Origin of the sequence: Oscillibacter sp. CAG:155 (assembly GCA_000436875.1) — a bacterium.
Lineage (GTDB): Bacteria > Bacillota > Clostridia > Oscillospirales > Oscillospiraceae > Oscillibacter.
Map to the genome: position 1 here is coordinate 74649 of FR890956.1, position 20132 is coordinate 94780.

Consider the following 20132-nt stretch of genomic DNA (forward strand, 5'->3'; position numbering starts at 1 on the left):
TACAATTATTTTATCTCAACCAAAAGGAGTTCATCATGGGCAAGCGTTTGTATCGGATTCTGGGAAAGCTCCTGTACGTGGCACTGTTTGTCACGATCCAAGTAGCGGCACTGATCGTTATGTTTCTCTTCTTCCGGGATCAGTTCGCCTATTTCTATATTGTCTGCATGCTTCTTTCCTTGGGAGCCTCGATTCACATTCTGAACAACACCACCAGCAACCCTGCCTACAAAATTGCCTGGCTGATTCCCATTCTCCTCTTCCCCATCTTCGGCGGATTGCTGTATCTGCTGTTTGGAAAATACCGGATGACCCGGAAACAGCGCGCCGCCAGCCGGGCAATACGCGAACAGATCACCTCTATCATGGAACCGGAACACGCCGCTATGGAAGGTTTGGGACTGCAGGTGCCAGATGCGGCCATCCAGGTCCGTTATCTTCTGCGTGCCTCCGGGTCTCCGCCCAGCGGCCATACCCAAACAGAATATCTTCCGATTGGTGAGACATTCTTTGCTGCACTCCTGCGGGAGCTGGAAAAAGCGGAGTCCTTTATCTTTCTGGAGTATTTTATCGTTGAGGAAGGCACCATGTGGAACACCATCCTCGAGATTCTGGAGCGGAAGATCAAGCAGGGCGTGGAAGTCCGGCTGATGTATGACGACCTGGGCTGCCTGCTCACTCTGCCCCGCCACTACGACCGCCAGCTGCGGGAAAAGGGACTGCAGGTCTGCGTTTTCAATCCCTTCAACTCCATTCTCTCCCCTCGGTTCAATAATCGGGATCACCGTAAGATCTGCATCATCGACGGCAAGACCGGGTTCACAGGCGGCATCAACCTGGCAGATGAATATATCAATGCCTATGCAAAGCATGGCCACTGGAAAGATACCGGTGTGTGTCTCCGGGGCAGTGCCGTATGGGGCATGACTGTGCAGTATCTCGCTTTGTGGGGATTTGCCAGTGGGCGTGTGGATGCATTTTCCCATTACCGTCCTACCATCGGATGGGCGGAATCCATTCCGCATGATGGTGTGGTTCTCCCCTACACGGACCTTCCACTGGATGATGAGCTGGTAGGCGAAACCGCCTATCTGAACCTCATTCACCGGGCAAAAAAATACGTATATATCACCACGCCTTATCTGATCATCGACAATGAGATGATGACCTCCTTGTGCACCGCCGCCAAAGCCGGCATTGACGTACGAATCATTACGCCTCATATTCCAGACAAAAAGACGGTATTTTTCCTGACCCGGTCCTATTACGCACCGCTGCAGAAAGCCGGTGTCCACATCTATGAATACACCCCCGGATTCATCCATGCAAAGACTATGGTCTGCGATGACGAATACGCTATCGTAGGGACGATCAACCTGGACTACCGCAGTCTCTATCTGCACGTGGAGGATGCGGTGTGGATGTACCGCAGCAGCGCCGTCCATGACGTCAAAAAAGATTTTCTGCAAACGCAGGCGGTCAGCCAGGAAATGCACCCGGAAGATCTGGGCCGTATCGGATGGCTCAAGCAGATCTGGTTGGGAATTCTGCACGCATTTGCACCTCTGGTGTAATCCATCTGATCTGCATTTCCCCGACAGGTAATTCCCACCGGCCCTGATTACCGGTACAGCGCGTATACCGTGCAAAAAGCGGGCGTCTCCCCAGGAGAGACGTCCGCTTTGCATTTATTAAAATCCGCGTGCCTTTTTCGCCACCAGATTGGACACAGTCAGCATCACCAGAAGAGAGAAACACAGCCCATCTCTCTCCCCCTCTCAATCCTGATTTCTTTACAGGAACGTGTCATTCTCCTTGGGGTCGGTGAAGTTAGCCTCCAACATGGCCACGTGCGACAAAAACGCCTCATCATCAAAGTATTTGGCCTGCTTGGTGCACTTGCGGACACAGGCCTGGCACTTGATGCAGGTACCGGGTACGCTGGACGGGTCCTTCGGATCAATAGCCCCCATGGGACACATGCGGACGCAGGCTCCGCAACCGTTGCAGCGGCTGGCCTTTGTTTTGGGCTTTGCCTTCAGAAACTTGGCAGGCTGACCGTCCGTTCCCTTGGGCACGTAATAGGGCGCCGCCGGGTCACCGGGCACCTGAACAATCTCCGGGACGCCCGCCGCCTGCCGGACCTTGTCCGCTGCCTGGGCGGCGAAATCCTTGGCCTCGAAGAGGTCGCTCCAGCCGGGGCGCCCGTAGGCCAGTTCGTCCGTAAAAGCGTGCTGGGCCACAAAGGCACCGGCTGCCAGAGGACGGAATCCGTCTCCCACCAGCGTGGCACACAGCTCTGCCAGAGCGTTGTCATAGGAGCGGTTGCCAAAGGCCACCACAGCTACCGCCGGAGTGCCGTCTCCCCGCAGACCGTTTTGCAGCCAGGGCAGCAACTTGTTGGGAACCTTGCCCGCATAGGTGGGCGTCCCTGCCACCACCAAGTCTTTTTCTGTAAAGTGATAAACCTGTTCACGCGCTGCAGGAAGCGTGGTATCCACACTCTCCCAAGCTACCTCCAGCTGTGCAGCGGCGGCTTCCGCCACCGTCTCCACCACACGGCGGCAGCCACCGGTGGGACTCCAGTAAACCGCCCAGACCTTTTGAATCTCCATACGCTCTCTCCCTCTCTTTTGTATAGATGCAGGAAACGCAGGCGCCCCGGCAGGACGCCTGCGTTTTTTAAAGAGAAAAGTCAGCCTCGTTCAATTTTCCGGTATCCAGAGATGCCGGACGGGGCGGCACCCGTTTCATGGGATCATACTTGAAAGACCGGCAATGATCCTCTACCGGCATGATCCCTCGTTTCACGCAGGCCACTTCCCGCTCATTGATCTGCTGGCCCCGCTGACAGTATGCACACCGAGGCTCAATGTTTTTGCGAAACAGCATTCCAATTCCCCCTCAAACACACCATGCTCACATTCCGTAGAGCTGGACCTTGTCGTCCTCCACGGTGGCCCGGATCTGGGTGATGGGTGACTCATAGCTGTCGATGATCTTGGTGGCCATGGGGTCCTCCAGCTCCTTCTGGATAGTACGCCGCAGATTGCGGGCGCCATAGGTCCGGGAGAAGGACTTCTGGGTCAGCCAGACCACCAGTGCATCGTCATAGGTAAATGCGATGCCCTTGTCCTTCAAAGAGTCGACCAGCTCGCCCAGCATGATCCGGGCAATGGACTGGAAGTTCTCCTCACTGAGCCGGTTAAAGGTGATCACTGCATCCACCCGGTTGATGAATTCCGGCCGCAGGAACTGCTGCAATGCTTTCATAGCCCGGTCTGCATCCTGCTCGTTGGCGGTCCGGCCAAAGCCCACAGTACCCTCTTTGGTGGCACTGCCGGCATTGGAGGTCATGACGATGATAGTATTTTCAAAATTCACCTTCCGACCATGGGCATCAGTGATCTCACCGTCATCCAGGATCTGCAGAAGGACATTCAAAACATCGGGATGGGCCTTTTCGATCTCGTCGAAGAGCACCACGGCATAGGGCTTGCGGCGAATCTTCTCCGTCAGCTGGCCGGCCTCGTCATAGCCCACATAGCCCGGAGGTGAACCCACGATGCGGGAGACGGAGTGCTTTTCCATAAACTCCGACATATCCAGCCGGATCAGTGCATCCGGGGTGTTGAAAAGGTCACTGGCCAGCTGCTTGACCAGCTCCGTTTTGCCCACGCCCGTGGGACCCACGAAAATGAAACTGACCGGCTTGTGCTTGGGGCTGATGCCCACCCGGTTACGGCGGACGGCCGCCGACACCGCTGCAATGGCCTCATCCTGACCGATGATATGGGACTTGAGTCGGGTCTCCAGCTGGCTCAGGCGCTGGAATTCCTGCTCCCGGATCTTGGAGGCGGGAATCTTGGTCCAAAGCTCAATGACATGGGCCAGATTCTCCATGGACAGCTGGGGATCGCCCTTTTCCAGCAAAGCGTTGAGCTCTGTATTGAGCTGGAGTTCCTTGCTCTTGAGTTCCGCCATACGGGCATAATCGCCCTCAGCTTTCTCCTCTTTCTCCTCCAGCATGGTCCGCTCTTTTTCGTAGTCGTCCAGTTCCCGCTGGATTTCCATGCGGCGGGAGATGTCCGCATCCTTCAAATTCAAATCGGAGCATGCCTCGTCGATCAGATCGATGGCCTTATCCGGCAGGAAACGGTCTGTGATGTAGCGCTCAGAGAGCACCACCGCCTGGCGGAGAATCCCATCGGAGATCTTCACGCCGTGGTACTGCTCGTACTTGGGGGCAATGCCCTTGAGGATCTGGACCGTATCATCAATGGAGGGCTCGTTCACCGTCACCGGCTGGAAACGGCGCTCCAGGGCCGTGTCCTTTTCAATGGACTTGCGGTATTCATTGAACGTAGTGGCGCCGATCACCTGGATCTCCCCCCGGCTCAGGGCGGGCTTCAAAATATTGGCAGCGTTCATGCTGCCCTCGGCGTCGCCGGCTCCCACGATATTGTGGACCTCATCGATCATGAGGATGATATTGCCCAGCCGCTTGACCTCATCGATCAATCCCTTCATACGGCTTTCAAACTGGCCCCGGAACTGGGTGCCGGCCACCAGTGCCGTCAGGTCCAGAAGATGCACTTCCTTATCCCGCAGCTTAAAGGGCACGTTGCCGTCCGCAATGCGCTGGGCCAGTCCCTCAGCGATGGCAGTTTTGCCCACGCCGGGCTCACCAATCAGGCAGGGGTTGTTCTTCTGGCGGCGGTTGAGGATCTGCACCACCCGTTCGATCTCTTCGGTACGGCCAATCACCGGGTCCAGCTTTCCCTCTTTGGCCTTCTGGGTCAGAGAGATGCAGTAATTCTCCAGGTATTTCCGCTTGCCGTTTTTGGGGTCCTTCCGGGGTTCTTTTTCCCGGCCACGGGAAGTTCCCTCCTCCCCGCCGGCGGATTCCCGGCCGCTCTCGCCGGAGAAGAGCCGGTTGAGGAACGGGAAAGTGGCGGTCTTGCCGTCTTCCTCCTCGTCGCTGCCCTCAGCATCTCCGCCGGGCAGATCCTCAATGTTCTCCACGCCGTTCATGGCCTGCATCATCTCGGAATTGAGCGTATCCAAATCCTCGTCGGAGATGCCCATCCGCTTCATCATATCGTCTACCTGAGGCAGTCCCAGGTCTTTGGCGCACTTTAAGCACAGGCCCTCGTTGATGGTCTTGTCTCCTTCTATTTTGGAAATAAAGACCACCGCCACATTTTTCTTACATCTGGAACAAAGTGTAGGCTGCATTGTGTAACCTCCATGCGCCCTCGGCGCCTTTCGAAATTTCAGCTCTCCCTGTCGGGAGGTCAGCCGGCGCTGCCCGCCGGCCGGGCGGTCTGGTTTCTCCGCCCGTCATTGCAGAAACGACAACGCGCTCAAAGGCGTGTGGGTCGTAAAGAATCTGAGAAGATGTGTCGCGGCCACGGTGTCCGTCTCAAAGGAAATCCCCAGCCGACGGGCAACCCAGATCACGAGGAACACCAGCAATGCGGCCTCAATCAAGCCGATGGCTCCGCCGCCGACACTGTTGGCAAAGTGCAGTCCCGGCAGCTTCAAAACCAGGTCCGTCGCTCGGATCAGCAGCTTCAGCCCCCACAGCAACAGCGTGAAGGAGAGCATATACAAAACACTGTAGATCATGGACTGGGCCATACTCTCCACCACGGCCATCGCGATGGACACTCCAGTGTCCTGTACCTTCTTCTGTGCCTGCTGCGCCAGGGATTCCCGCACATCCTGATCCAGTCCCATCAGACTGAGCAGGTCTTCAATGCCAAACGCATCTCCGTCCACTTCTTCGTCTGTCGGGTCGGTGGGCACCCCGTCCACCTGAGGAGCCTCACCGGCCTGTACCGCTACGGCGTCATCCACCTTTTCCTCAATATGGGATTGGATCAGCGGCGTAATCAGTTTGGCCGCCGGTGCCGAGAGCGTATTGGCAATGATCCCAGCCCCCACCAGAGCCACAATCACTGCAACCAGCCCTGCCAGAGCCCGAAACAATCCCCGGCGGGCACCAAATATCGTGAAAGTGACCAAAACGATTGCCACGATCATGTCCATTATAACAGATGTAGTCATACTTGCCTACCTTTTGCCGTGAAAACTTTTTGTGAACGTCTGTTCAATTTCTGCCGCTTATGGCAGGAACAGCCGGGCAGATTCCGATGCCAGCAGCAAAACCGAGCCGTCACTGCGCATCAGGATATCCCGGGCATATCCGGTATCCTCCAGCGTCGCATAAGTCTGCAGGTCCTGATTGTACACCTCCAGATGGTCGATGTACAGCACCGCAATATAGCGTCCGGCTGCCGACAGGCCCACAACTTCGTCGCTGATGTCCAGAGAGGCGATCTCCTCCCCTTTTTCATCCACCGTGACCAACCGGCCAAGGCTGCCGGACTGGTAACGGTTGAGCAGCAGCACGGTAAAGTCATCTCCGGCGGTGTCATACTCTCGGAGATACTCGTCGCCGTAGAAATAACTTCCCTCCACCGTGCCCTTGGAGTCCGCCAGTGTCAGCGCCGTATCCGATACGGTCACGATCTTTCCGTCCTGCTCGCTGATCTCCAGCACCAGGCCGTCCGAAACATCATAATCTGCAACGGGGTCCGTCTCTGTCAGGTCGTAGAGAACGATGTTGCTGACAAAAACGCTCTCCTCCTGTCCCAGTGTTACTGCCGCCAGGTATGCATCGTCATCCGTCACATAGGCATCGGTCACGAACCGCTGGGAGGAGCGGAAGGTAAACATCAGCTCGCCTTTGGCGTTGTATACGTCCACGGCCCCCTTGCAGTTGTCCCGCTCCGCAGTGACCGCCAGCCACCCGTTATCGTTGAGCGTCGCGGCCAGAAACGGCTCTGCCGGGTCTGCCGTCAGGTTCATCTGCTCCCCGTCACTGTCCACCACATGCAGCTCCGTGCCCCCCACATCGTAGGCAACGGCCCGGCCGCCGCCCACTGCCAGCGCCGGTGTGTTCATCTTTACACTGGTGGACCAGATCTCACCGCCATCCGCCGAGAGGACCTGCAAAGACGTATTGGACAGTACCACCAGCCGGTCCCCCAGCACCGCGAAGCGGTTGTTGGAAGACGCATCGTACTGGTACCCGGAATCGCTTTCCGCCTTGGTTTCCCCATACGTAAAATAGCGGCGCAGCACATCAAAGCCGGTGCCATCCCGGTACGCAGCCAGCAGAACCACTGCCAGCACCACTACCAGCACCACAAAGAAGATCAAAAAGCGGCGGAACCGATGGCTCTTCTTCTGCAGTGCTTCCTCGCCGTCGTCATCATTCCAGATGTCCTTTGTCGTATCAGCCATTGAGTCGCTCATCCTCATACCAAAGTCTTGTCAGGTACAATCCGCCGGGGGGCACCGTCGGTCCCGCCAAGGTCCGGTCCCCGCTCTCCAGGATGGCGGGAATATCCTCAGGAAGGAACTTTCCCTCCGCCGCATAGAGCACCGTGCCTGTGATGGCCCGTACCATGTTATACAAAAATCCGTTGGCACAGACCTTCAATTCCAGCAGGTCCCCGTTCCGGGTCACATCACACCAGTAGATCGTACGGACCGTGGTTTTCGTCTCCGTTCCCACGGAACGGACCGCCCGGAAATCATGAGTCCCCACAAACATATGAGCCGCCCGGTTGAGAAACTCCTCGTCCAGCCGCTTGGGATAGAAGTAGGCACGGTTGACATAGAAGGGATTCTTGAAGCGGGAATTATAGATCCGGTACGTATACTCCTTTTTGTGGCAGGAGCCGATGGCGTTGAACCCCTCGTCCACCTCCAGTGCCTCCCGCACGGCAATGTCCTCCGGCGTGTGGGTGTTGATGGCAAAGGGCAGCCGGTCCAGGGGAATCCGGGACTCCGTGCGGAAATTGGCCACGTAGTACTCCGCGTGGACGCCGGCATCCGTCCGGCCGCAGCCGGTTAGATGTACCCGCTCTCCGGTAATCTCACCCAGGGCCTTCTCCAGTGTCCCGCAGACGGTAACCGCGTTTTTCTGCACCTGCCAGCCGTGGTAGGCAGTACCGTTATACATGAGTTTCAGGGCAATGTTGCGCATACAAACTTCCTACACTTTCTTCTCTTCTGCGGGACAAATACACTCACCGGTTCTCCGGCACGATGTCCGCAATTACCACTTCCGGCCGGTTGAAGATCCGGGGAATGCGGGTGCTCTCCCGTGCAAGGCCCCGACTGACCAGAAACACAGTGCCATCCAATCCATACTCTCCCCCCGCATAGGCCGGAAACAGTCCCTGATTGGGGGCGTACAGCCCGTTGAGAATCCCGGGAATCCGCCATTGCCCGCCATGGGCGTGGCCGGAGAGAATCAGATCAAAAGAGCCGTTCAAATACGAATCAATTTCTTCAGGCCTATGTGCCAAAAAAACTGTAAAGTTATTCTCCTTTTCTCTCGTCTCAAGTTGTAACAACTGCTGCGTACTGCTGCCGGAATCCGGATCATCGATCCCACAAAATGTGATCTGCTGTCCGTTGAGATCCGCAGTCACCTGATCGCCCCGCAGCACCTGTACGCCCAGTGCCTCCATCTGCCTGCAGATGCGCTCCGCGTCTCCGGACCACCACTCGTGGTTGCCGGTCACATAAAAGCAGGGCCACTCTGCCGCCAGCGCAGACACCGCCGTCCAGGCATTCTCCTCCGGCAGTACATCGTCCACGATGTCCCCCACCAGAGCTACAGCGTCAGGGTTCTGCGCTGCCACAGCGTCCAGCAGATCGCGCTGCCCTTCCCCGTAATCACAGCTGTGGAGGTCTGTCAAAACTGCCAGACGCACCGGCGCTGGGATCTTTTCACTGGAGATTTCATATGTAACGATCCGCAGTCTGGAGTCCAGGGCTGTCAGCAGCAAAATCGCCAGCAACAGACATACAGCAATAATTGTAATGTGTTTTTGCTTCACAGTCCAAACCGACCCAGCACGATGACACCCACCGTAATGACGATGCCTGCCGTCAGGGCCATCCAGTCCCGTGGAGCATATTTCAGCACATGCAGCTTAGTGCGGCCCTCACCGCCGTGGTAGCAGCGGCACTCCATGGCGGTGGCCAGTTCGTCAGCCCGCCGGAAGGCACTGATGAACAGCGGCACCAGAATGGGAATCATGGCCTTGGCCCGCTGGATCAGGTTGCCGCTTTCAAAATCCGCGCCCCGGGCCTTCTGGGCAGACATGATCTTGTCCGTCTCTTCAATAAGGGTAGGGATAAACCGCAGGGCAATCGACATCATCATGGACAGCTCATGGACCGGCACATGGAGTTTTTTCAGTCCGCCCAGCAGCCGCTCCAGTCCGTCAGTCAGGCTGATGGGGCTGGTGGTATACGTCATGAGGAAGGTCCCCATGATGAGGAGCATGATCCGCAGCACCATGAAGACGGCGTTGCGTACGCCGGCATCCGAAATGCGCAGAGCCCCCCACTCCACCAGATAGCGGTCGCCGGGGGTAAAGAACAGGTTCAAAATGCCGGTGAAAATAATAATGAACAGCACCGGCTTAAGGCCCCGCACCAGGGACCGGATGCCCACTTTGGAAATCCGCACGCACACCGCCAGCACCAGAGCCAGCAAAGCATAGGTCACGATGCTCTTTGCGCAGAACAGGGCGATGATGTACAGCGTCACCAGCAAAATCTTGGTCCGGGGGTCCAGCCGATGAGCAACGGTGTCACCGGGAAAATACTGGCCCAGCGTGATATCCTTCAGCATGCCGCACCGCCTTTCCGCACCGCCAGCAGCTCCTTTTCCAGATCCTGCACCGTGTAAACGGCCGGGTCAATGGGCAGTCCCTGCTGGCGCAGCCGCATGGCAACTCTCGTCACCTGGGGCACGTCCAGTCCGGCGGAGAGCAACTCATCCGCCCGGGCAAAGACCTCCTTAGGAGTGCCGCTCATCAGCACATGGGCGGACTTGAGCACCAGGATACGGTCCACGTTCTGGGCCACCTCGTCCATGCTGTGGCTGACCATCAAAATGGTGGTGCCCCGGTTGCGGTGGATATCTCGGATGTTGGCCAGCAGGTTTTCCCGGCCCGCCGGGTCCAGTCCCGCCGAGGGCTCGTCCAGGATCAGCACCGTAGGCTCCATGGCGATGACGCCCGCCAGGGCCACCCGGCGCTTTTGTCCGCCGGAGAGTTCAAAGGGGGATTTGTCCAGCTGGTCGTCCCGGATACCCACCAGTTTGGCAGCCTCCCGTACACAGCGGTCCAGCTCGTCTCCGGTCTTTCCCATGTTGGCAGGGCCAAAGGCGATGTCCTTGTAGACGGTTTCCTCAAAGAGCTGATACTCCGGATACTGGAACACCAGCCCCACCTGAAAACGGACACTGCGGATCTTTTTGGGGTCCTCCCATATGTCCCGCCCATTGAGCAGGATCTGTCCGGAGGTAGGCTTGAGCAGGCCATTGAGATGCTGGATCAGGGTAGATTTTCCGGAGCCGGTATGGCCGATGATCCCCAGAAATTCTCCCCGTTCCACCTCAAAGCTCATATCCTCCACGGCGCTGCGCTCAAAGGGCGTGCCTACGCCGTAAGTATGGGTCAGGTGTTTGACTTCTAAAATCGGTTCCAATGTTTCCTGTCCCTCCACATTAGTTTCCCCGCATGGCCTGTACAATGGTATCGGCACACTGCTCAACTGTCAGGGCCGTCAGAGGTACGTTGAATCCGTCCTTTTGCAGACGATCCAGCAGATCCACCGTGTCCGGCACCGTCAGCCCCATGGCCCGCAGCTCCTCCACTCGGGTAAAGACCTCCTGCGGGGTGCCGTCCATAGCCACCTGACCGTCGTCCATCACCACCACCCGGTCCGCCTCCTCGGCTTCATTCATGTGGTGGGTGATGAGTACCACCGTGATCCCTTTTTCCCGGTTGAGGCGGTGAATGGTGCCCAGCACTTCCCGCCGGCCCACCGGGTCCAGCATGGCCGTGGCCTCGTCCAGCACGATGCACGCCGGTTCCATGGCCAGCACGCCCGCAATGGCGATGCGCTGCTTTTGACCGCCGGAGAGCAGATGGGGCGCATGGCGGACGAATTCGCTCATTCCAACGGCAGCCAGGGCATCATCCACCCGTTTTCGGATCTCCTCACTGGGCACACCCAGATTCTCCGGTGCGAAGGCCACGTCCTCTTCCACCACGTTGGCCACGATCTGGTTATCCGGGTTCTGAAACACCATGCCCACCCGCTGGCGAATGGCCAGCAGCAGATTGGGGTCACAGGTATCCATCCCCTCCACATACACCCGGCCGCCGGCCGGCAGCAACACGCCGTTGAAGGTCTTGGCCAGGGTAGACTTGCCGGAGCCGTTATGCCCCAGTACCACCACAAAGGTTCCCTTCTCGATGCACAGGTCCACGCCCCGCAGGGCAAACACCGTTTTCCCGTCCTCATCGGCGGGATAGGCATATTTCAGATTTTCCGTTTCGATCATCGTTGTCATTGTTCATTCTCGCTTTTCATGAAGATCGTCTTGCGGATGAAACCGCTGTACAAATCCCGGTGCCAGGCGGCCCAGCAGCCGTACCAATCCATAGCCGCAGAGGACGCCCAGCGTATTCAAAAGCAGGTCGTCCACATCAAAGGCCCGGCCGATCAGGAGCTGCCAGCACTCGATTCCCAGCGTGATGCACAAGCCCTCCGCCAGCACCCATCTCCAGCTGCAGGCGCTGCGCAGCAGGCCGGTAAAAAATCCGAACGGCAGGAACATCACAAGATTGCCAGCCAGGATGTACAGGGAATGGCCGTCCGGGGCAAAGGTCTGAAACGGGATCAGATTTACTGTTCCCCGTTCAAAAAAGGGATACCCGGCTGCGTTCCAGCCATATCCGTGGAGAAGATCCACCACCGACCAGATCACCCACCGGGGCGTCAGCGTTACCGCCGCCATGCCGCCGCAGAACATCCAGAAGAGGGCCTCTGCCGCAGTTCGCAGTACGGGGCTGCTCCTTCCCACCGCCGCGAGGCGGCGCTTTCGCCGGAACTGCAGACCCCCAAACACCGCCAGTGCGGGAAGGGCTCCTGCCAGCATGGTCACAAGATAGGCTCCCGTGTGCCCCATGGGCGTTACTCACTCATCCAGCGGCCGGTGGCGCCGCAGGGCAGGGCCATGCCGGTCTCCGTGACAGGGAGTCCCAGCTCGTCCCAGGTACATCTTCCGCCGTACTTCTCCGCCACCAGCAGGTGCAGCAGATACCCCAGAACCGAGGGTGCCAAACCTGTGGTATAGGAGTTGATGAGCACGAAAAGGGGCTTGTCCGAGAGGACATTGGCACAGAGCTTGACGAAGCCGTACAGGTTGTCCTCCAGTTTCCAAACCTCTCCGCCGGGCCCCCGGCCATAGCTGGGCGGGTCCATAATGATGGCATCATAGGTCTTGCCCCGACGGATCTCCCGCTCCACAAACTTGGCGCAGTCATCCACGATCCAGCGGATGGGGGCGTCCTCCAGGCCGGAGAGCTTGGCGTTTTCCTTCGCCCAAGCCACCATTCCCTTGGCCGCATCCACATGGCACACGCTGGCCCCTGCCTTGGCGCAGGCCACCGTAGCACCGCCGGTATAGGCAAAGAGATTCAGCACCCGGATGGGCCGCCCGGCGGAGCGGATCTTCTCCATGGCGAAGTCCCAGTTCACCGCCTGCTCCGGGAAGAGTCCCGTGTGCTTGAAGTTCATGGGCTTGACCTGGAAGGTCAGGTCTTTATAATGAACTTTCCAGCTCTCCGGCAACGCCTTTTTCTCCCAGTGTCCACCGCCGGTCTGGCTGCGCAGATACCGGGCATTTGCCCGCTTCCAAGCCGGATTTTTCCGGGGCGTCTCCCAGATTGCCTGCGGGTCCGGCCGTACCAGGAACTGCTTGTCCCAACGCTCCAGCTTTTCTCCTCCGCCGCAGTCCAGAAGCTCGTAGTCCTTCCAATCCTCCGCGATCCACATAGCCATTCCTCCATTGTGCTGTCTACATAAAAATACATGATATTATACCTCTTTGCAGGCAGGTTCGTCAATTCCTTTTCCGCTCGGAACCTGCTTTCCCACAGGGAACCCGGCCGATCATGCAAAGCGCTCCCGGCACAGATATGCCGGGAGCTCTTCCATAGGGCTTCACACCAGTTTTCAAGCAAAAGGAGGCCGCCCTTTGGCAGCCTCCCTCTGTCTGCATATCATTTCTTTCCTGCGGACTCACAAAACCGATGGAGAATCACCGCCAGCTCCGCCCGGGTGGCATATCCCCCCGGGTCCAGACGGCCGTCGGTGCGCCCCTGGAACAGTCCCGCATCCACTGCCCACTCCATGGCCTCCCGGGCGTAGGACTCTACCAGATGGCCGTCCCGATAACCAGTCAGATTCGCCCGGCCATTTCCCGCTGCATCCACGCTGACGGCATACCGGAACAGCATCGCCGCCAGCTGCTGACGGGTGACGGGGGTATTGGGGCGGAAGGTCCCATCCTCATATCCCTGGACGATTTCCTTCTTCGCCGCCCAGGCCGCGGCATCGGCACAGTAGGCATCCGACGGTACATCGGTAAACGGCGGTGTTCCGACTTTGGGGCTTTCCTCCAGCCGGTACAAAATGGCGGCGATCATGCCGCGGTTGGAGGCAGCAGCCGGAGAGAATACATTGCCCGCTGTTCCCTGCATCAGCCCATTCTCATAGACGTACTGTACCGCATCCTCATACCAAACGCCGGGCTTTACGTCCCGGAAGGGATTCTCCCAGGTGCTGCGCATCACCTGACCGGCAGCAGAGACCAGCTCTCCTCCGTCATCCTGAGAGAGCTCCCAAAAGCCGATGCCGCCCAGGCCCAAAGACCGGGCCAGCTCCGCCTTGGCGGTAATGGAAGTTACATCATCATAAGAGACAAATGTGTTCTTCCCGTACAGATACGGCACCTGTGCCTCCTCATGCCGCAGCTGACGGTAGGCGCTCTGGCTCAGATAGCTTTTTTTGATGATTTTATAACTGACGGATCTTCCTGCGGTATAGGCACTGTACAGGCCGTTGTTTTTGCTGCTGACACCCTGATACGCATACCCGTACAAAGGCATCCCCAGCACGATCTTTTCCGCCGGGATTCCCTTGTTCAGGTAGGACTGAACACATGCAGAAATGCTGGTTTTACTCTGGGGAGATGCGGCAGAGGGCGTATACAGTGGGGCGTTGAGGTCGGCGTACGTGTCCCAGGTTCCGTGCAGATCATAGCCCATAAGGAAAATGTGATCTACGATGTCCGCTACCTGCATCGCCTCAATCTGGTTGAGATACCAGGCGCCGGCGGCACCGGCAATGGTGAGAGAATAAGTCTTGCCATCCCTGCGGCCCTGCCGGTCCAGCTGGGTGCGAAGCTCCCGGAGCAGCAGCGTGAAGTTCTGCTTGTCCGTCGGCCGATGGATGGTCCCGGGCGCACCACCGGAGACGGGGTACTCCCAGTCCAGATCCACACCATCCAGGCCGTATTCCGCTGCAAAAGCTGCACAGCTGGCGGCAAAGGTCTCCCGCCGGGCTTTGGTGGACGCAACATCAGAAAAATACTTGGAATCCGACCATCCGCCCACGGAGATCAGCAGCTTGAGCTGAGGATTCCGGGTCCGCAGCTTCCGCAGCGCCGCCAGATTCTTTTTGTCCTGAGTCTGGTCCTCCAGCATGATGGTCCCGCTGTCCGGATCGATCTGGGCAAACGCATAGTTGACCTGGGTCAGTTCCTCTGCCGGAATCTGGTCGGGTGTGAACCCCTGGTAAGCGGCCCACCCCGCGTAGTAGCCCACCACTTCCCCGCTGAACTCGTATGTACCGCGCTTCAGGCCGGCCTCAGTGGGGATGCTCAGCGCCAGCAATGTCAGGCACATCGCAGCCAGACCTGCAGCGGCGCGTTTGAATCCTGTTCGCACTTCAAAAACGCTCCTTTTCTGGTTGTTGGTGTCACATGGCATGGCATGCGCTCTTTGTGTTCCATTTTACCGGGGCTTCCGACGCATCTCAAGCCACAAATACTGGAAGGGCTTCCAGGGCACAGAAAAGCGACAGTCCCCGCAGAGACTGCCGCTTTTTTTAATGCTTATTATACGGGCACCGCCGAGTCGGACGGCTGTGCGTCATTTTCCTGGGGCAGCTCCGCCTGCTGAGCTGCCGCGGACTTCTCCATCAGCCGCTCCCGGGCCACCGCCAGCATCAGCTTGATGCGGTTTTCCTGATTCACCCGGGTGGCACTGGGATCGTAATCAATGGGCGTGATATTGGCCTGGGGATACAGCTCCCGGATCTTGTTGATCATGCCCTTGCCGCAGATGTGGTTGGGTAAGCACCCAAAGGGCTGGGCGCAGACGATATTCTCATATCCGGCCCGCACCAGCTCGATCATCTCGGCGGTGAGGAGCCAGCCCTCCCCCATCTTGTCACCGGTGGAGATGATGCCGTCGGTAAGCTTCACCAGCTCCCGGAACGGCAGCGGTGCGTGGAAACCATTGTCCTTCAGGACACGGATCATCACGCTCTCCATGCTCTCGATATACTTGAGGATCACGTCGGAGACATGCTTTTCCAGGAAAGTACCACCGTAGAGGCGGGCAGTCTCTGAAGGATTATAGGCGCAGTACTGCACAAAGCCCATCAGGCCCGGCAGATTCACCTCGCAGTCCTGGGAGGCCAGGAACTTCTCCAGATCATTGTTGCCCAGGGGGGAGTACTTGACGTAGATCTCTCCCACCACGCCCACCTTGACCTTGGGGACCCGGTGGACGGGGATGGCGGCAAAGTCCGCGGCAATCTTGGGCATGGCGGCCTTGATCTCCCGGCCGGACCAACCCTTGTCCTCCAGCACCCAGCCGCAGATGGTATCCAGCCATTTCTCCTGACAGGCAGCGGCGTCGCCCTTGTGGGTCTCATAGGGTTCCGTCTGGGCCTTGAGAGTCACCAGCAGATCGCCGTAATAGATGCAGGCCAGGAGCTTGCGCATCAGCGGCACCGTCATGGGGAAACCGGAGTCCTTCTCCAGGCCGGAGAAGTTCAGACTCACCACCGGTACCTGGGGATAGCCGGCTTTCACCAGTGCCTTGCGCAGGAGGTGGATATAGTTGGAGGCCCGACAGCCCCCGCCGGTCTGAGTGATGATCAGGGCCGTGTGGTCCAGATCGTACTTGCCGGACCCCAGAGCGTCCAGAAACTGCCCGATGACCAGCAGGGCCGGATAGCAGGTGTCATTATGGACATACTTGAGGCCCAGCTCGCACACCTGGCTGCCGCAGTTTTCCAGCAGCTCACAGGTGTAGCCCGCCTGCTTCATCACGGCGGCCAGAATGCGGAACTGCACCGGCGCCATATTGGGGATCAGGATCTTATGGGTCTTTTTCATCTCCGGCGTGAATTTGGGGTAGTTCATATATTCCAGTTCCATTGCGCTCACGCCTCCTTCTTCCGCCGCTCATCCTGTTCATCCAGGGCGGCAAACAAACTTCTCAGCCGGATGCGCACCGCACCCAGGTTGGTGATTTCGTCGATTTTCAGCTGGGTGTACAGCTTTCCGCCTGCCTGCAGGATTTCCCGGGTCTCGTCGGACGTGATGGCATCCACGCCGCAGCCAAAGCTCACCAGCTGCACCAGGTCCATGTCCCGCTGCTCACAGCAGTACTTCGCTGCGGCATACAGCCGGGCATGGTAGGTCCACTGGTTGAGGACCGTGGTGGGGAATTTCTTCACCCGGTTGGAGATGGAGTCCTCCGTCACCACTGCTGCGCCGAAGCGGGTGATCAAGGTGTCGATGCCGTGGTTCACCTCGGGGTCCACGTGATAGGGCCGGCCTGCCAGCACGATAATACGGCGGCCCTCCGACCGTGCTTGGTCTATGATCCGTTCCCCTTCCTTGCGGATGAGGGACATGTGATGGGCATATTCGGCATAAGCCGCATCGGCAGCGTCACGGACCTCCTGCTTGGAGATATCAGGGAAATATTTGCGCAGGATGGTGAAGATCTTCTTGGTGAAGTCCTTGGGCCGGTGGAGACCCACATAGTCATAGATGAACTTGGTGTTCTGGATCTCCGGACAGTTGCCGGCAATGACCTCCGGATAATAGGCTACCACCGGGCAGTTGTAATGATTGTCGCCCAACCCCTCATCCAGATTGTAGGTCATGCAGGGATAGAAGATGGCATCCAGCCCCAGCTTGGAAAGGAAGTGGATATGGCCATGAGCCAGCTTGGCCGGGAAGCAGGCCGTGTCGCTGGGGATGGTCCCCTGTCCTTTCAGATACAGATCCCGGCTGGAGAAGGGGCTGTGATAGACCGCAAAGCCCAGCTTCGTAAAGAACGTATGCCAGAAGGGCAGCAGTTCCCACATATTCAGGCACAGCGGGATGCCCAGTTTGCCCCGCTTGCCGGGGACAGGCTTATAGCTCAAAATCAGCTTGCGCTTATACTCGTACAGGTTCCGGCCGCCGGTGTTGGCCTTGCCGGTAATGGGCCGGTCACAGCGGTTGCCGCTGATATAGGTGCTGCCATCGGAGAAGGTGTTGATGGTCAGCTGGCAGTTATTTCCGCAGCGGCCACAAACCTCGCTGCGGGTCTCATGATGGAAGGTCTCCAGCGCCTCCCGGGAGATCAGCGTGCTGGTCTGTCCGCTCTGGGCCTTGCTCTGTCCGAAGAGAGCGGCGCCATAGGCGCCCATGAGGCCGGCGATATCCGGGCGGATGACCTCCACCCCCATCTCCTTCTCAAAGGCCCGGAGGACCGCTTCATTGTAAAACGTGCCGCCCTGGACCACGATGTTCCGGCCCAGCTCCTCGGGAGAGGAGGCCCGAATCACCTTGTAAATGGCATTTTTCACCACGGAGATGGAAAGGCCCGCAGAGATGTTTTCAATGGTGGCCCCGTCCTTCTGGGCCTGCTTGACGGAGGAGTTCATGAACACGGTGCAGCGGCTGCCCAGATCCACCGGCCGGTCCGCAAAGAGGCCCAACTTGGCAAACTCCTTGACGTCATAGCCCAGCGCCTGAGCAAAGGTCTGCAGGAAACTGCCGCAGCCGGAAGAACATGCCTCATTCAGAAAGATGTTGCTGATGGCGCCGTCTTCGATCTTGAAGCACTTCATGTCCTGACCGCCGATGTCGATGATAAAGTCCACGTTGGGCAGGAAATGCCGGGCGGCAGTGAAGTGAGCCACCGTTTCCACCACACCGTAATCGGCGTGGAACGCAGCCCTTGCAAGATCCTCACCGTAGCCGGTGGTGGTGACGGAGGCCACATGGAGGGCGGGGTGCTCCGCATAGAGCTTTTGGAGCACCTCCCGGATCAGCGGAACCGGATTGCCCAGATTGGGACGGTAATCCGTGAACAGAATCCGGGCCTGCTCGTCAATGACCACCATTTTTACCGTGGTGGAACCGGAGTCAATACCGATGTGCACCGGCGCGGCATAGTCCGCGCCGAAAGGCATCCGGGGCACCGCTGCCTTGGCGTGCCGCGCCCGGAATGCCTGATACTCCTCTTGGCTGCTGAACAGCGGCGGCTGAGACCGATAGGTCTCCGAGGCCCCCCGCTCCTGCAGGTGGTCCGCCACTTCTTTCAGGTTGAAGCTCTGGTCGGAGTAATAGGCGGCGCCCAGCGCCACGAACAGCAAACTATTCTCCGGGCAGGTGCCCGTCACGCCCAGCGTGCGGTCAAAGCTCTCCCGCAGGCAGCGGGAGAACGTCAGCGGGCCGCCCAGATAGAGGACGTTGCCCTTGATGGGCCGGCCCTGCGCAAGGCCCGCGATGGTCTGATTCACCACCGCCTGATAGATGCTGGCGGCAATGTCTTCGGCCCGGGCGCCCTGGTTGATAAGGGGTTGCACGTCACTCTTGGCAAACACGCCGCAGCGGGAGGCGATGGTGTACGTCTTCTCTGCCTGCTGCGCGGCAGCGTCCATCTCGTCGGCGCTCATTTTCAAAAGCGTCGCCATCTGGTCGATGAAGGCGCCGGTACCACCGGCACAGGAGCCGTTCATCCGCACTTCCGTTCCGCCGGTCAAAAACAAGATCTTGGCGTCCTCACCGCCCAGCTCAATGATTACATCCGTGCCGGGCACCAGACGGTTAGCAGCCACGCGGGTGGCGAAGACCTCCTGCACGAAGGGGACGCCCACACTCTCCGCCATGCCCATGCCGGCGGAACCGGAGATGGCAAACTCCGCCCGTCCGCCGGGAACGTACTGCTCCGCCATCCGGCGCAGCAGTTCTTCCGATTTCTCCAAAATATGGCTGAAATGCCGTTCATATGTACTGTATACGATATTGCCCGTGTCATCCAGAACCACACATTTTATGGTCGTGGACCCCACGTCGAGACCTACTTTCAAAGCTCTTTCCTCCTTTGGGAAAACGGTTACGAGGCGAATTTCGCCAATAACCCACAAGATACCATATTAACTGGTATGATACTCTTTTCCAATCGAATGTGCAATCGGCAAAATTCCGAAAGAATGTAAAGAAAATGTTAAGGTTCCTGTTTTTCCCAGGGTTGCCTTCTGCCATTTTTATGATATACTTGACCCATTCAAAGAAAAATGAGGCGAAGACTGACTATGGAATCTGTTTTGCTGCACTGCTGCTGTGCCCCCTGCTCCCTGAGCTGCATCGACCCGCTGCGGGAAGAGGGCATCGAACCGGTGGCGTTCTGGTACAACCCAAACATCCACCCCTGGAAGGAATATCAGGCCCGGCGGGACTGCCTGCTGGAATACGCCCCCACCATCGGCATGGAGGTCCGGGTTCAGGAGGACTACGGCCTGCGGGAATTTGTCTGTCATGTGGCTGATGACATCGATCACCGCTGTACCTACTGCTATTCCCACCGGCTGGAAGGCACCGCCAAATATGCTGCGGAGCATGGCTTTTCTGCCTTTACCACCACACTTCTGGCCAGTACCTATCAAAATCATGAGGCCATCGCTGAAGCGGCGGAGCGCTATGCCAGGCAGTACGGCGTCACATTCCTCTACCGGGACTTCCGCCCGAATTTCCGGGCCGGAAACCAGCGGGCCCGGGAACTTGGATTTTATATGCAGAAATACTGCGGCTGCGTTTTTTCTGAGGCTGACCGCTATCAAAAGCAGATCGACCGGGACAAGGCAAAATTCGCAGAATAAACAGC

General features: G+C 58.2%; 17 protein-coding genes. 2 read left to right on the forward strand and 15 right to left on the reverse strand.

Annotated elements, in window-relative coordinates; genetic code table 11:
• Positions 1-35: 35 nt before the first annotated feature.
• Complete coding sequence (gene cls / locus QZL67_RS11075) at positions 36-1574, forward strand: cardiolipin synthase (RefSeq protein WP_022290782.1); 1539 nt, start codon at positions 36-38, stop codon at positions 1572-1574.
• Positions 1575-1793: 219 nt separating this feature from the next.
• On the opposite strand, the gene QZL67_RS11080 is transcribed toward cls, so the two are convergent.
• From QZL67_RS11080 to QZL67_RS11150, 15 genes are all read right to left on the reverse strand, one after another.
• Entirely contained in the window at positions 1794-2615 is an 822-nt protein-coding gene (locus QZL67_RS11080; RefSeq protein ID WP_022290783.1) for a 4Fe-4S binding protein, read from the reverse strand.
• Positions 2616-2682: 67 nt separating this feature from the next.
• Positions 2683-2892, reverse strand: a complete 210-nt coding sequence (locus QZL67_RS11085; protein WP_022290784.1) for a hypothetical protein — start codon at positions 2890-2892, stop codon at positions 2683-2685.
• Between the two features lie 27 nt (positions 2893-2919).
• Positions 2920-5238, reverse strand: coding sequence for an ATP-dependent Clp protease ATP-binding subunit (locus QZL67_RS11090; protein ID WP_022290785.1), 2319 nt, complete (start codon positions 5236-5238; stop codon positions 2920-2922).
• 105 nt (positions 5239-5343) lie between these two features.
• Entirely contained in the window at positions 5344-6072 is a 729-nt protein-coding gene (locus QZL67_RS11095; RefSeq protein ID WP_022290786.1) for a CvpA family protein, read from the reverse strand.
• A gap of 57 nt (positions 6073-6129) precedes the next feature.
• Positions 6130-7314: a DUF5711 family protein gene (locus QZL67_RS11100; protein WP_022290787.1), complete on the reverse strand. Its 1185-nt coding sequence runs from the start codon at positions 7312-7314 to the stop codon at positions 6130-6132.
• Complete coding sequence (truA, locus tag QZL67_RS11105; RefSeq protein WP_022290788.1) at positions 7307-8062, reverse strand: tRNA pseudouridine(38-40) synthase TruA; 756 nt, start codon at positions 8060-8062, stop codon at positions 7307-7309. Before truA ends, QZL67_RS11100 begins: the two co-directional genes overlap by 8 nt.
• A 43-nt stretch (positions 8063-8105) precedes the next feature.
• On the reverse strand, positions 8106-8924 hold the full coding sequence (locus QZL67_RS11110; RefSeq protein WP_022290789.1) for a metallophosphoesterase: 819 nt from the start codon (positions 8922-8924) through the stop codon (positions 8106-8108).
• A complete protein-coding gene (locus QZL67_RS11115) occupies positions 8921-9727 on the reverse strand; it encodes an energy-coupling factor transporter transmembrane protein EcfT (RefSeq protein ID WP_022290790.1) in 807 nt (268 codons plus the stop codon). The genes QZL67_RS11110 and QZL67_RS11115 overlap by 4 nt, the downstream gene beginning before the upstream one ends.
• Positions 9721-10587: an energy-coupling factor transporter ATPase gene (locus tag QZL67_RS11120; protein WP_022290791.1), complete on the reverse strand. Its 867-nt coding sequence runs from the start codon at positions 10585-10587 to the stop codon at positions 9721-9723. Before QZL67_RS11120 ends, QZL67_RS11115 begins: the two co-directional genes overlap by 7 nt.
• Before the next feature lie 19 nt (positions 10588-10606).
• Positions 10607-11458, reverse strand: coding sequence for an energy-coupling factor transporter ATPase (locus QZL67_RS11125; RefSeq protein ID WP_022290792.1), 852 nt, complete (start codon positions 11456-11458; stop codon positions 10607-10609).
• Positions 11459-11461: 3 nt separating this feature from the next.
• Positions 11462-12076 carry a VanZ family protein gene (locus QZL67_RS11130; protein ID WP_022290793.1) on the reverse strand — a complete coding sequence of 205 codons (615 nt, stop codon included), beginning with the start codon at positions 12074-12076 and terminating at the stop codon, positions 11462-11464.
• A gap of 5 nt (positions 12077-12081) precedes the next feature.
• Positions 12082-12945, reverse strand: a complete 864-nt coding sequence (locus tag QZL67_RS11135; RefSeq protein WP_022290794.1) for a class I SAM-dependent methyltransferase — start codon at positions 12943-12945, stop codon at positions 12082-12084.
• A gap of 227 nt (positions 12946-13172) precedes the next feature.
• Positions 13173-14900 carry a glycosyl hydrolase family 18 protein gene (locus tag QZL67_RS11140; RefSeq protein ID WP_022290795.1) on the reverse strand — a complete coding sequence of 576 codons (1728 nt, stop codon included), beginning with the start codon at positions 14898-14900 and terminating at the stop codon, positions 13173-13175.
• Between the two features lie 170 nt (positions 14901-15070).
• The gene (locus QZL67_RS11145; RefSeq protein WP_292920351.1) at positions 15071-16396 is read right to left on the reverse strand and encodes a 2-hydroxyacyl-CoA dehydratase; all 1326 of its coding nucleotides are present in this window, start codon (positions 16394-16396) and stop codon (positions 15071-15073) included.
• Positions 16397-16407: 11 nt separating this feature from the next.
• On the reverse strand, positions 16408-19338 hold the full coding sequence (locus QZL67_RS11150) for an acyl-CoA dehydratase activase (RefSeq protein ID WP_022290797.1): 2931 nt from the start codon (positions 19336-19338) through the stop codon (positions 16408-16410).
• Between the two features lie 225 nt (positions 19339-19563).
• Here QZL67_RS11150 and QZL67_RS11155 point away from each other — a divergent pair, with 225 nt between their 5' ends.
• Entirely contained in the window at positions 19564-20127 is a 564-nt protein-coding gene (locus tag QZL67_RS11155) for an epoxyqueuosine reductase QueH (protein ID WP_022290798.1), read from the forward strand.
• Positions 20128-20132 lie beyond the last annotated feature (5 nt).

Coding starts and splice junctions, on each gene's coding strand:
- cls (WP_022290782.1), top strand. CDS start 36: ATGGGCAAGCGTTTGTATCGGATTCTGGGAAAGCTCCTGTACGTGGCA.
- QZL67_RS11080 (WP_022290783.1), bottom strand. CDS start 2,615: ATGGAGATTCAAAAGGTCTGGGCGGTTTACTGGAGTCCCACCGGTGGC.
- QZL67_RS11085 (WP_022290784.1), bottom strand. CDS start 2,892: ATGCTGTTTCGCAAAAACATTGAGCCTCGGTGTGCATACTGTCAGCGG.
- QZL67_RS11090 (WP_022290785.1), bottom strand. CDS start 5,238: ATGCAGCCTACACTTTGTTCCAGATGTAAGAAAAATGTGGCGGTGGTC.
- QZL67_RS11095 (WP_022290786.1), bottom strand. CDS start 6,072: ATGACTACATCTGTTATAATGGACATGATCGTGGCAATCGTTTTGGTC.
- QZL67_RS11100 (WP_022290787.1), bottom strand. CDS start 7,314: ATGGCTGATACGACAAAGGACATCTGGAATGATGACGACGGCGAGGAA.
- truA (WP_022290788.1), bottom strand. CDS start 8,062: ATGCGCAACATTGCCCTGAAACTCATGTATAACGGTACTGCCTACCAC.
- QZL67_RS11115 (WP_022290790.1), bottom strand. CDS start 9,727: ATGCTGAAGGATATCACGCTGGGCCAGTATTTTCCCGGTGACACCGTT.
- QZL67_RS11125 (WP_022290792.1), bottom strand. CDS start 11,458: ATGACAACGATGATCGAAACGGAAAATCTGAAATATGCCTATCCCGCC.
- QZL67_RS11130 (WP_022290793.1), bottom strand. CDS start 12,076: ATGGGGCACACGGGAGCCTATCTTGTGACCATGCTGGCAGGAGCCCTT.
- QZL67_RS11135 (WP_022290794.1), bottom strand. CDS start 12,945: ATGTGGATCGCGGAGGATTGGAAGGACTACGAGCTTCTGGACTGCGGC.
- QZL67_RS11155 (WP_022290798.1), top strand. CDS start 19,564: ATGGAATCTGTTTTGCTGCACTGCTGCTGTGCCCCCTGCTCCCTGAGC.